Annotated in this window: 8 protein-coding genes; 3 read left to right on the top strand and 5 right to left on the bottom strand. The window is 71.7% G+C overall.

The genetic code is table 11. From position 1 onward, the window contains the following. Positions 1-95: 95 nt before the first annotated feature. From AB0O01_RS19625 to AB0O01_RS19645, 5 genes are all read right to left on the bottom strand, one after another. Entirely contained in the window at positions 96-1,673 is a 1,578-nt protein-coding gene (locus AB0O01_RS19625) for a GMC family oxidoreductase N-terminal domain-containing protein (RefSeq protein WP_365314898.1), read from the bottom strand. Between the two features lie 241 nt (positions 1,674-1,914). Then, positions 1,915-3,447, bottom strand: a complete 1,533-nt coding sequence (locus AB0O01_RS19630) for an amino acid permease (RefSeq protein WP_365314899.1) — start codon at positions 3,445-3,447, stop codon at positions 1,915-1,917. A 204-nt stretch (positions 3,448-3,651) separates the two neighbouring features. Continuing rightward, on the bottom strand, positions 3,652-5,118 hold the full coding sequence (locus AB0O01_RS19635) for an aldehyde dehydrogenase family protein (protein WP_365314901.1): 1,467 nt from the start codon (positions 5,116-5,118) through the stop codon (positions 3,652-3,654). A gap of 209 nt (positions 5,119-5,327) precedes the next feature. Continuing rightward, positions 5,328-6,524 (bottom strand): N-methyl-L-tryptophan oxidase, encoded by a 1,197-nt coding sequence (gene solA / locus AB0O01_RS19640; RefSeq protein WP_365314902.1) that lies wholly within the window; start codon positions 6,522-6,524, stop codon positions 5,328-5,330. A 546-nt stretch (positions 6,525-7,070) separates the two neighbouring features. Beyond that, a complete protein-coding gene (locus AB0O01_RS19645) occupies positions 7,071-7,709 on the bottom strand; it encodes a hypothetical protein (RefSeq protein ID WP_365314960.1) in 639 nt (212 codons plus the stop codon). 430 nt (positions 7,710-8,139) lie between these two features. Here AB0O01_RS19645 and AB0O01_RS19650 point away from each other — a divergent pair, with 430 nt between their 5' ends. From AB0O01_RS19650 to AB0O01_RS19660, 3 genes are read left to right on the top strand one after another with little or no spacing between them, the layout of a single operon-like run. After that, positions 8,140-11,331 (top strand): nitrate- and nitrite sensing domain-containing protein, encoded by a 3,192-nt coding sequence (locus AB0O01_RS19650; protein WP_365314904.1) that lies wholly within the window; start codon positions 8,140-8,142, stop codon positions 11,329-11,331. Beyond that, positions 11,328-11,765, top strand: a complete 438-nt coding sequence (locus tag AB0O01_RS19655) for a roadblock/LC7 domain-containing protein (RefSeq protein ID WP_365314905.1) — start codon at positions 11,328-11,330, stop codon at positions 11,763-11,765. Before AB0O01_RS19650 ends, AB0O01_RS19655 begins: the two co-directional genes overlap by 4 nt. A 9-nt stretch (positions 11,766-11,774) precedes the next feature. After that, on the top strand, positions 11,775-12,170 hold the full coding sequence (locus AB0O01_RS19660; protein ID WP_365314906.1) for a DUF742 domain-containing protein: 396 nt from the start codon (positions 11,775-11,777) through the stop codon (positions 12,168-12,170). Positions 12,171-12,557: the final 387 nt, after the last annotated feature.

Here is a 12,557-nt window from a genome sequence, read left to right on the forward strand (position 1 = left end):
GCCTCGCCCACTTCCGGAGGGCCTCCTCAACCGTGCCCCTTCCACCTCCGGAGGGCGTCCTCAACCGTCCCCGTCCTCCCTACCGGCAGGCGTCCTCACCCGCCCCCCTCCCGCAGCAGATCCGCGCACTTCTCCCCGATCGCCATCGTCGTGATGCACGGATTCACCGTCACCAGGTCCGGCATCACCGACCCGTCCGCCACCCGCAGCCCGCTCACGCCCTTGACCCGCAACCGGGCGTCGAGCGGAGCGAGGGCGTCCGTGTCGGCGCCCATCCGCACGGTGCAGGAGGGGTGGTAGACGGTGTTGTGGGTCCTGCGGAGATAGTCGACCAGTTCGTCGTCCGACCGGACGTCCGGGCCCGGTGCCAGCTCCGCGCCCGCCCAGCCGCTCAGCGCGGGCTGCCCGGCGATCCGCCGCGCCAGCCGCAGCCCGTACGTCATCACCCGTACGTCGTGGTCATGGGTGAAGTACCGGGGATCCACCCGGGGCTTGTCCCGGTAGTCGCGGGTCCGCAGCCGGACCGTGCCGCGCGACCGGGCGCGGGTGACATTGGGGGTGAGGCAGAACGCGTTCTCGGAGGTGGGGTAGCCGTGGCGGGCGGTGTGCAGGTCGAACGGGACACTGCCGTAGTGGAACATCAGGTCCGGCCGGTCCAGGCCGGGTTCGGTGTCGTAGAAGATCCCCGCCTCCCACCACTGGCTGGATCCGGTCGGCATGGGCCGCTGGGCCTCCCACATGATCACGCCCTCGGGATGGTCCTGGAGGTTGGCGCCGACGCCCGGCGCGTCCACGACCGGCTCGACACCGACCTCCCGCAGATGCGCCGCCGGGCCGATGCCGGACAGCATCAGCAGTTTCGGTGAGTCGATCGCCCCGCACGAGACGATCACCTCGCGCCGGGCCCGGACCGTCCGGGTGCGGATCAGATCGGGGTCGAGGTACGCGGCGCCGACGCAGCGCCGCCCCTCCAGGACCAGCCGCTTGGCGCGCACCCCGGTACGCACCTCAAGATTGGGCCGCCCGCCCAGCACCGGGTGCAGATACGCCACGGACGACGACTGCCGGACATTGTGTTCATCGGCGTTGATCTGGAACCATCCCGCGCCCCGCACCACCGTCGTCCCGGTGTTGAACCCGACGGTCGGAATCCCGGCCTGCGCGCACGCCTCCAGCAGGGCGGTCCCGCAGGGGTCCGTGCCCTTGAGGGTGCGCAGCCGGACGGGACCGGTACGGCCGTGGTGGTCGCCGGGGGCGTCGTTGGACTCCAGCCGCCGGTACAGCGGGAAGAGATCCGCCGCGCCCCACCCCGTACAGCCGCCCGCGGCCCAGGCGTCGAGGTCCTCGGCCGGGGCCCAGAACGCGATGCAGGAGTTGTGCGAGGAGCATCCGCCCAGCACCTTCGCCCGCGCGTGCCGCAGAAAGCTGTTCCCGGCGGGCTGCGGTTCGACCGGATAGTCCCAGTCGTAGCCGGACTCCAGCAGTCCCATCCAGCGGTCGAGCCTCAGGATGTCGTCGTCGCCCTCGTCGCTCGGACCGGCCTCCAGCACACAGACCGTCACGGACGGATCCTCGGAGAGCCGGGCGGCGACGACATTCCCGGCGGTGCCGCCACCGACGACGACGTAGTCGAACTCGGCGCCGGGCGATGGATCGAACGTGTCTTCGGGCATGGGGGGTCGGCCTCCTTGCGCGGTCGTTCTTGCACAGTCGTCGTTCCTGCATAGTCGTCGCACAGTCGTTCTTGCACGGTCGTTGAACGATCGTTCGAGCGGCGCCTGCCCGGTGGAGAGCGGGGTATGCCGGGGGCAGGGCGAGGTACGAGGGATTGACGCCGTCAGGGGGCGCCTGTTGAGCCCGTCTACTGCGCCGGACCGGCCGGGCCGACGACCCTGCCCGTGGCGTCCGGCACGGTCACCGCCCTTCCGCGGGCGGCGCGCTCTCCAGCCGGTGCTCGGCCAGCACCCCCGTCCGATGACGCTGCACCAACCAGTAGTAGGCGAAGCCCCCACCCGCGATGACCGCGACGAACAGCACCGCGCCCCAGCGCAGATACCAGTGGAACGGCGCACTCGCGTTGTAGATGGCGGCCCGCGGCCACATCAGATTGACCGTCATGGCCAGCCCCCACACCACCGCGACCGCGTTCACCGGCAGGCCCCAGCGCCCCAGTGAGAACCGCCCGTCACCGGCCGGCTGCCAGCGCCCGCGCAGCCGCGCCACCAGCATCGGCACCGTCACGCCCAGATACGCCAGGTAGACCATGATGATGCCGATGCTGGTCACCACGGTGATGATCTGCGGCTGGCGGATGTTGACCACCAGGATCGCCAGCGCCAGCACCCCGATCACCACGGCCGGGAGCACCGGCGTCCGGAACCGCGGGCTGACCCGGGCCAGCAGCCTGGCGGCGGGCAGATTGTTGTCCCGGGCCATGGCGAACGCCAGCCGGATCGCCGCCGTGTGCACGGCCAGCGCGCACACCGTGACCGCGATCAGCACACACCACAGCATCGCCTTCCCGGCCGTCGACCCGAGCACATCGAGCACGATGAACTGGAGCCCGGCGACGGACAACTCCTCCCCGCCCAGCGAGGACACGCTCATCAGCGCCAGCAGCAGCACCAGCCCGCCGAGCAGGAACGAGGCGACGATCGCCCGGATGATCGCCCGCGGCGCGTTCCGGGACGGATCGAGGCACTCCTCCCCGAGCGAGGACGCCGTGTCGAACCCGTACATCACATACGCCGACGCCAGCGACGCCACCAGGAACGCCCCGAGGTATCCGCCCGCCTGACCGGCACCCGTCCCCTGGGTGTCCAGCACGACCTGCGGCCCCCGCGTGATGTGCACCGCGAGCAGCACGATCAGTACGACGGTGGCGATCAGCTCGATCAGCACACCGGCGGTGTTGATGCGGGCCATCAGTCGGACGCCGAAGGCGTTCACCAGCGTGGTGAACAGGATCAGCACCGACGCCAGGACCACCGCGTTGGTCGCCACGTCGTACCGTCCGGTGCCGTCCCCGATGATCTGGAAGGCGTCGGATATCTGCGGCAGCGTCAGTTGATAGGCCAGCGCCACGGCCGCGATGGAGACGATGGACGCGACCAGCATCAGCCATCCGGCCAGCCAGCCCAGGTGCGGATTGCCCACCCGCTTTGACCAGTTGTAGACCGACCCCGCTATGGGGTGGCGGGCCGCCAGCTCGGCGAAGCACAGGGCGACCATGAACTGCCCGGCGAACACCATCGGCCACGTCCACCAGTAGGCGGGGCCGCCGCTGCCGTAGCCGAAGTAGAACAGTTGGAAGGTGCCGGTGAGGATGGAGATGTAGCTGATACCGGCGGCGAAGGTGTGGAAGTTGCCCAGGGTGCGCTTCAGTTCGGGCCGGTAGCCGAACTCGGCCAGTTCGGTGTCGTCGTGATGTGCGGCGGGCGGTGTCAAGGGCGGACTCCTCGGCGGTGAGGGGTGGTTGGTGCGGTTGGGGTGGGGGTCGGGGACGGGGTTGGAAGAGGCGGGAGCATGCGATGAGGAGAGGTCGAGTCAGGGGAGGCGAGGTGGGGCGGGGTGGGCCGGGACTCAGGCCGGGGGAGGGGACGGGTGCTGCGGGGCGAGGACGGCGAGCGCCGGCCGAAGAGCCCGCCCGCGTCAGGCGAACCAACCCTGCGGCGAAGGTGCCGTGTTGCGCCAGATGTGTTTCGGCTCCCGGTACTCCGCGAGTCCCGCAGGACCGAGTTCCCGGCCGACCCCCGACTGCTTGACGCCGCCCCACTCCGCCTGCGGTACGTAGGGGTGGTAGTCGTTGATCCACACCGTGCCCAGCCGCAGCGCCGCCGCGACCCGTGCCGCCCGCGCCTCGTCACGGGTCCACACCGCCCCGGCGAGCCCGTAGACCGTGCCGTTGGCGAGCCGCACCGCCTCGTCCTCGTCGCCGAACCGCTCCACCGTCAGCACCGGCCCGAAGGACTCCTCCTGGACCACGGACATCCCGGCCGCGCAGCCGTCGAGGACCGTCGGCAGATAGTAGAAGCCCTGGTCGAGCCCGGGATCCTCGGGCCGAGCACCACCGCACCGCAGTACCGCGCCCTCCGCCACCCCCCGCGCCACATACGCCTCCACCTTGGCCCGATGCGCCGCCGAGATCAGCGGCCCGGTCTGTGCCCGCTCGTCGAACGGCCCGCCCAGCCGGATGCCCCGCGCCCGGCGCACCACCTCCGTCGCGAACCGCTCGTGCAGCGAATCCGCCACCAGCAGTCGGGCGCCCGCCGAGCAGACCTGCCCGGAGTGCAGAAACACCGCGGTCAGCGCCATGTCCACGGCCGCCTCGAAGTCGGCGTCGGCGAACACGATGTTGGGGTTCTTGCCGCCGAGTTCGAGCGCGACCTTCTTCACGGTGCCCGCGGCGGCGGCCATCAGCAGGCGCCCGGTGTGCAGTCCGCCGGTGAAGGAGAGCAGGTCGACGTCCGGGTGCTCGGCGAGCGGGGCACCCGCCCGGGGACCGGCGCCGAGCACCAGATTGCCGGTGCCCGGCGGCAACCCCGCCTCCTGGAGCAGCCGCATCAGATGGATCGCCGTGTGCGGCGTCGCCTCGCTCGGCTTCAGCACGAACGCATTGCCCGCCGCCAGCGCCGGGGCGACCTTCCAGGCGGTCTGCAACAAGGGGTAGTTCCACGGGGTGATCAGCCCACACACCCCGACCGGCTCATACACCACCCGGCTGTCCACGTCCGCCCGCCCGGTGTCCACCACCCGCCCCTCGTCCAGCACGGCCAGCCGTCCGAAGTACCGGAAGCAACGCGCCACGTCATCCATGTCATACGCGCTCTCCACCAGCCGCTTCCCGGTGTCGAGGGACTCGGCGCGAGCGAGCGCGTCCTTGTCGCGGACCAGCAGCCCGGCGACCCTCAGCAGCAGTTCACCCCGCGCCGCAGCGGACGTCCGGGGCCAGGGCCCGGCATCGAACGCCCGCCGTGCCGCCTCGATCGCGAGCACGGTGTCCCCACCGTCTCCCTCATCGACCACGGCGACGAGGGAACCGTCCGCCGGACACCGGATCTCCCGGGTGAGACCACCGACCGCGCCCCGCCACTCGCCGTCGATGAACAGATCAGGCATGGCAGTCTCCTGGCTCGCACAGGGGATGGGACTGCTGGGCTGCTTCCCCGTTTCGAACCGGCCGAACAACCGACGCAGACCCGACCCGCACATCCACCCCCACCCCCACCCCCACCCCCACACCCACGACCCACCACCGTGCCATCAAGGCGAAGCACCCCGCCCCCCGCCCCGACCCGGCCCGGCCTAAGCCCGACCGGCCACCGGCATCATCTCGCCACGTCCCCGAACCGCGCCGGATCGAACAGCCCGATCGGATGCCGAGTCGCTCCGTCGAGTGCGAGATCGGCGAGGATCTCGCCCACCACCGGCACGAACTTGAACCCGTGCCCCGAGAACCCGCAGGCCACGCTCACCGACTCCGGATGCGCGGGATGCCGTGCGATCACGAAGTGCTCATCCGGACTCGTGGCGTACATACAGGTCGCGGCCCGGAGGAAGCGCCCGGCCAGATCCGGTATCCGATCGGCCATGTACGCGGCCATCCCCCGGATCTCCCCCTCGTGAACCGTCCGGTCGATGGTCTCCGGCGTCACAGCACCCTCACCCACCTCCCCGGCACCCCCGCTCCCCGCACGGAAGAAGGCCACCTTGGCCCCCTGCTCGGGCCCGTCGATCGCCGGAAAACCGTAGACCTGAACTCCCTCCCGGTCCTCCCAGACATAGATCGGCTGACGCTCCGGACGGAACGGCTCGACCCCGTGCCGCGGCTGGAACCAGTACATGACCTGCCGCTCGACCCTGATCGGCACCCCCAGATCAGCGAGCAGCCCCGGCGCCCAGGCCCCCGGACAGATCACCAGCCGATCCGCCGTGTACGTGCCCCCGGCGGTCCGCACCCGCACCCCGTCGCGGTACGGTTTCCAGCGCGTGACCGGCTCCTCGAAGCGCAGGTCGGCGCCCTGCCGGCCGGCGAGCTGGAGATGCGCGGCGACCGTGTTCTCGGGCCGGAGTAGCCCGGCTCTGCGTTCGTACAGCGCCACCTCGTCATCGGCCGGCGTCAGCGTCGGGAACCGCCGGCGGATCTCCTTCGCGTCCAGCATCTCGTGCGGCAGCCCCCACTCCCGCGCCGACCGCAGCGAACCCGCGACGGTACGGCTCTCCGGCCGCCCGATCATCAGGCCCCCGCCGAGAATCGCGATCTCCCGCCCGCTCGCCCGCTCCAGATCCTCGTACAACTCGTACGCCCGCAGCAGCAGCGGCACATACGCGGGATCCTCGAAGTACGACTGCCGGGTGATCCGCGACCCCCCGTGACTCGACCCCTGCCGGTGCACCGGTCGGAACTTCTCCAGCCCGAGCACCCGGGCCCCGCGCGCCGACAGATGATGCGCGGCGGCACTCCCCATCCCACCGAGCCCGACGACGATGACGTCGTACGTTGTTCCTGTTCCCCCGGAGGCCAAGGTGCCCTCCCTCCCTCTCACTTCTCGCTCCACTCGCCCGCCGCTCCCGGAACAGCGGGTCACCCACGGCAACCGACGACCGATCCATTGATCCATTGGTCCATGCGGTCAGAACCCGGCAAAGAGTCGACATGATCGGCCGAAATTGAACCCTGGTCAGTCACCGGACCGCTGCCTCGGCCCCTGCTCTGCCCGCTGCCAAGAGCGTCGACGATCCGCTCCACCGGGCACCGCACAGACTCGGCCCGTTCTGGCGACCTCGCCCGTGTCCCCAGACACCGCGCCCAGGAGCAGCGTCCCTGACACCCGCTCCAGAAGATGCCTCCCCTGACACCCGCTTCACGAGAGAGCCCCTGATACCCGCTTCAGGAGAGCGGTGCTCAGAAGCGAGCACCGTCACCCGGATCGCCTGGATCAACCGGCTCACTCGGCTCACCCGATCACCCGCAGGTCACCCTCGCCGGACGCCCACCCCTCTCCCTCTCCCTCTCCCTCCTCCGCGTTGCGCCCCTGCCCTCACTTGCCCCACGCTCGTGCCCCGCCCACTCACGGGTGCGAAAGCCGCCCGGCGTTCCCGGGCCGGCGTATCCGCTCCTGTGAACGTGCCGCCGCCCGCGCCTGGCGCCGGGCCCGCCGCCGCTCGCGGCGCAGGCTGCGCGCGGTGCTGCTGGGCGCGGAGACCACGCCGTTGCGCTGGTACCAGACCTGGCGGGTCACCCAGACGTCCAGCACGCTCCAGGTCGCCACGACCGTGCTGACCACGCTGCTGATCAGCATCGGGAACGCCAGCCATGACCCGGCCAGCGTGCTCAGCACCGTCACCATCGCCTGTATGAGCGTCACCGAGATGATCAGTACCGCCCGCACGGCAGAGGTCCGCACCGGGTCGGGCAGCCTGCGGCGCTTCGCCGGCTCCTCCACCCACAGCGGTCGGTAGCCGACCTGCGTCTCGATCCTGGGCTGCGCCGAAATCCGCCGCTCACCCGCGCTCACGCCCGTATGCGCGTACACGCTCGCACCGCCGGCTCCGGCCGTCGAGACCGTCTCTCCCCGCCCGCCCGAGACCACGTCCGCCCCCGTCCTCACCGGAACCTCGTGATCCGGCGCCCGCACTTCGTCGCGCGACTCCTTGACCTCGGCCCCCGAACCGTCCCGGGGCGCCTCCTGCCGCTGCGCCGTGCCCATCATCGTGTCACTCCCCACCGCCTCGCCGACCGGCTGCCCCGGCCCGAAGACCCGACCCCACAGTGGCTGCCCGGCTTGCGCTGATTTACGCCGCCAGGGTGCGGGATGCGGCTCGTGTGGCCGATTCCGTCCCCATTTCCCATAGAGAAGGACGAACGAGACGCCCCGAAGATTCCCCCGTATCGAAAACTTCCGGCCAACACCGGATGTCACAGAGTCGTCCCGATCCGCCCGAAGGTGACCGTGGTGACGGACACAATCTCCCGCAATGACCGGACAACTCCCCCTGTCTTGTCCCGGCTTGTCGCAGCGGCGGACGTTCGGCCTCCGGACGGCCCTTCGAGTTACTGGTGTGTCGGTAGTAGGCTCGCGCCGTTTGTTGACGCACTTGTGCACCCCCTGCCGGTGGGGGTTGTCGCTGGGGGAGGCCATGCGCTTTCGCGGGAAGTCCATCCGCAGGAAGATCGTGGCGCTGCTGCTCGTGCCCTTGGTCTCCATGAGCGCCCTGTGGGCCTTCGGCATGGTGCTCACGGGCCAGGAGGCAAGCGGTCTGTTCACCGCCTCGTCGGTCGTCGAGGACGTCGGCTACCCGACCGAGGACACCGTGCGCGTGCTCCAGCAGGAGCGCCGCCAGACCCTGGTCCACCTCGCCGACCCCCGCGACTCCGACGGCCTCGCCGCGCTCCGCCGCACCCGCGCCGCCACCGACGAGGCCGTGGCCGAACTCCGCAAGAACGCGGGCGATCCCGGCATCCGTGACGCCATGGGCGGTGCCACCGGCGAACGGCTGACCGCCGTCCTCGAAGCCTTCGACGGCATCTGGACCCTGCGCCGCAGCGTCGAGGACGGCACTGTCAACCGAAGCCAGGCACTTGACCTCTACAACCGGCTGATCGACCCCTGCTACACCCTGCTCACCAACCTCCACGCCGTCGAGGACGTCGAACTCGACAAGCAGTACCGCGCGCTCGTCGGCCTCTCCCGCGCCCGTGAACTCCTCGCCCGCGAGGACGCGCTGCTCGGCTCCGCCCTCGTCGTCGGCAGTCTCTCCGCCGCCGAGGTCCGCGACATCACCGACCTCGTCGCCCAGCGCAGCCTGACCTATGACGTCAACCTCCCGCTGCTGCCGACCGCCGAACGCAACCGCTACGAACGGTTCTGGAAGAACGCCGACTCCGCCCCGCTGCGGGTCGCCGAGGAGTCCGCGCTCGCCTCCGGCTCCGGCACGCCCCGCCATGTCGACGCGGGCGACTGGGACGAGGCCGCGGGCAAGGTCCTCGACCAGCTCGGCACCCTCAACGACGAGGCCTCCGACCGCTATCAGGACCGCGTCCGCCCCATCGCCACCGGTGTCATCGTCCGCGTCGCCTTCGCCGCCGCCCTCGGTCTGGCCGCGCTGCTCCTCTCCCTCCTCGTCTCTGTGCGGATCGGCCGCGGCCTCATCCGCGACCTGCGCCAGTTGCGCCTCGACGCCCACGAGGCGTCCGGCGTCCGCCTGCCCAGCGTGATGCGCAGGCTCTCCGCGGGTGAGCAGGTCGACGTGGAGACCGAGGTCCCGCGCCTGGAGTACGACCGGAACGAGATCGGCGAGGTCGGCCAGGCCCTCAACACCCTCCAGCGCGCCGCCGTCGAAGCGGCCGTCAAGCAGGCCGAACTCCGCTCCGGTGTCTCCGAGGTCTTCGTCAACCTCGCCCGCCGCAGCCAGGTCCTGCTGCACAAGCAGCTCACCCTGCTCGACACCATGGAGCGCCGCACCGAGGACACCGAGGAACTCGCCGACCTCTTCCGCCTCGACCACCTCACCACCCGGATGCGCCGCCACGCCGAGGGCCTGGTGATCCTCTCCGGCGCCGCCCCCTCCCGGCAGTGGCGCAAGCCCATCCAGCTCATGGACGTGGTCCGCGCGGCCGTCGCCGAGGTCGAGGACTACGAGCGCATCGAGGTCCGCCGACTGCCCCGCACCGCCATCACCGGACCGGCCGTCGCCGACCTCACCCACCTGGTCGCCGAACTCCTGGAGAACGCCACCGTCTTCTCCCCGCCCCACACCGCCGTCCAGGTCATCGGCGAGCGCGTGGCCAACGGCTTCACCCTGGAGATCCACGACCGCGGACTCGGCATGGCCGCCGAAGCGCTCCTCGACGCCAACCTGCGGCTCGCCGAGACCCCCGAGTTCGAACTCTCCGACACCGACCGTCTCGGTCTCTTCGTCGTCAGCCGTCTGGCCCAGCGCCAGAACGTGCGCGTCTCCCTGCAACCTTCCCCCTACGGTGGCACCACCGCCGTCGTCTTCATCCCTGATTCCCTGCTCACCGACGCGGTACCCGACACCAACGGCACGGGCTTCCGGCTCGACCGGCCCCGCGCGGCCGGCGAGGGCCCTCACCCCGACCTCGCCCAGCGACCGGTCCAGCTCCCCGGTCTGCCCGCCTCCCTCCTCGACGGCCCCGTCGAACTGGAGGCCCCGGTCGATCTCGACGCCATCCGGGACTTCTCCGGCGTCCTCGGCGACGAGGACAGCGAACGCGGCGGCATCTTCCGCCCCCGCACCTTCCTCAACGCCGACCCCGTCACCGACCCCGTCTCCCGGACGCCCGGTGCCGTACCGGGCCCGCGCGGTGCCGGCGATCCGGACGACGACGACTCCGGCGCCCCGCTCCCGCTGCCCCGCCGCCACACCCCCAAGCTGGTCAGCTCCCACGGCCGTCCCGTCACCGACCAGCGCGGCCGCCGTCCGAGCATCCAGGAGGGCACCGCGCCGACCGCCGCGCGCCCCGGCCCCGACGACTCCGCCGCCCCGCTCCCGGCCCGCCGCCGCGACACGGGCCCCGTACGCCGTACGACGCCCGGCCCGACCCCTGCCACCGGCCCGAAGGGAGCCCCGGGCCCGACCGGAGCCACCGGCCCCGGCAGCGGCCCCGAGCGCCCGGAGGCCATCACCCTCGACCCGCCCGCCGGACCCTCCTCCCTGCCCCGCCGCGCCCGAGGCACCACCGACCCCGGCGAGGCAACCACAGGCCCCTCCGGCCCGGCCCCCGACGGACCCGGCACCCACCGGCCCCCCGGAGAGCTGCGAGGCATGCACCGCGCCCGAGACACCGGCGACCCCAACGGCACCGGCCCCGAGAACCCCCGCAACACCGGAACCCCAATCTTCGACGGCCGCACACCCCGCGCCGACGCTCCCCTCCGCGCCCCCGGCGAGGGCCTTCGCACGGACGGACTCCGAGGCATCGGCACCGGCCACCCGACGGACCAGCCCCGCACCCACGCCGCCGGCCACCACCCCGCCGCCCTGCGCGGCCCCGGACAACCCCGCCCCATCGACGCACCCGGCGTGTCCGGTGCATCCGGTGACGGCACTGCCGAGACCGCCGCCCCCGACGCGGGCGCCCTGCCCCGCCGGATACGGCAGGCCAACCTGGCCCCACAACTGCGCAGCACCACCGAACGGCGTACCGAGACCACCGCCGCACCTGACGAGCGGGACGCCGACGAGGTCCGCAGCCGTATGGCCTCGCTCCAGCGCGGCTGGCAGCGGGGCCGTGAGGAGAACGCCGCGGGCGACGACACCCAGAGCGGCACAGCACCACAAGGAACGACAAAGGGGGACGGTCGATGACCGCACCGAAGCCGACCGGCCACTCCGCGAGCAACAAGTCGGGCGAGCTGAACTGGCTCCTCGACGATCTGGTGGACCGCGTCGCGAGCATCCGCAAGGCCGTCGTGCTCTCCGGAGACGGCCTCGCCACCGGAGTGTCCAAGGACCTCACCCGGGAGGACGGCGAGCACCTCGCCGCCGTGGCCTCCGGCTTCCACAGCCTCGCCAAGGGGGTCGGCCGCCACTTCGACGCCGGGAGCGTACGCCAGACGGTGGTCGAGCTGGACGACGCCTTCCTGTTCGTCACCGCGGCCGGCGACGGCAGTTGTCTCGCCGTGTTCTCCGACGCGGACTCGGACGTGGGCCAGGTCGCGTACGAGATGACCCTGCTGGTCAAGCGGGTCGGCGTACATCTTGGTGCCGCTCCGCGCACCGATCTGTCCGCAGGCGGGTAGTGGGATGGCATGAGCGCTGACGGTGAGGCAAGAAGCCACTGGTTCGACGACGAAGCGGGACCGGTCGTCCGCCCGTACGCGATGACCCGTGGCCGTACCCGGCACGCCGCCCAGCACCGCCTGGACCTGATCGCGGTGGTCGTCGCGGAACCGCGCGCGGACGACGCCGACACCGACGGCTCGCTGTCCCCCGAACATGTGGACATCGTCGCCCTGTGCCGCGAGGCCCCGCAGTCGGTCGCGGAACTCGCCGCCGAACTCAACCTGCCCATCGGCGTGGTACGGGTCCTCGTCGGGGATCTCGTGGACAACGACCTCGTCCATGTGAACCGCCCCGTACCGCCCGCCGAACTCCCCGACGAGAGTGTCCTCCGCGATGTGATCAACGGCCTCCGGGCGCTCTGACCAAGCCCCCGGAGGCACCGGCCACAGCCCTGACCCGGCATACGAAGGCCCCGGCAGCCCTGACCAAGCTCCCGCATTCCCCGCCCGGCCGGCACCACCCCCGCGCCGTCACCTTCACCAAGCCACCCAGCCCGGGCACGCTCCCCCATCCGCCCACCGCCCGCACCCCCACCCCGCCGCCCCGCGCAGGGACCCTCGCTCCGCCACCCCGCACAGGCACCGTCACCCCACCACCCCGCACCTACACCCCCACTCATCCACCCCGCCCCGACTACCTCACCCCACCACCCCGACGCGACCCCCACCTCCCACCGCCCCCGAGCACCCCCGCAACCACTGCCCACCCCCACCCCCGCCACGACAGGCACCCTCCCACCCCGGCCGATA

The sequence above is a fragment of the Streptomyces sp. NPDC093252 genome, assembly GCF_040683675.1.
Taxonomy (GTDB): Bacteria; Actinomycetota; Actinomycetes; order Streptomycetales; family Streptomycetaceae; genus Streptomyces.

Excerpts from the sequence above, each read along its gene's own strand:
- AB0O01_RS19625 (WP_365314898.1), bottom strand. The coding sequence starts at position 1,673 with ATGCCCGAAGACACGTTCGATCCATCGCCCGGCGCCGAGTTCGACTAC.
- AB0O01_RS19635 (WP_365314901.1), bottom strand. The coding sequence starts at position 5,118 with ATGCCTGATCTGTTCATCGACGGCGAGTGGCGGGGCGCGGTCGGTGGT.
- AB0O01_RS19645 (WP_365314960.1), bottom strand. The coding sequence starts at position 7,709 with ATGGGCACGGCGCAGCGGCAGGAGGCGCCCCGGGACGGTTCGGGGGCC.
- AB0O01_RS19650 (WP_365314904.1), top strand. The coding sequence starts at position 8,140 with ATGCGCTTTCGCGGGAAGTCCATCCGCAGGAAGATCGTGGCGCTGCTG.
- AB0O01_RS19655 (WP_365314905.1), top strand. The coding sequence starts at position 11,328 with ATGACCGCACCGAAGCCGACCGGCCACTCCGCGAGCAACAAGTCGGGC.
- AB0O01_RS19660 (WP_365314906.1), top strand. The coding sequence starts at position 11,775 with ATGAGCGCTGACGGTGAGGCAAGAAGCCACTGGTTCGACGACGAAGCG.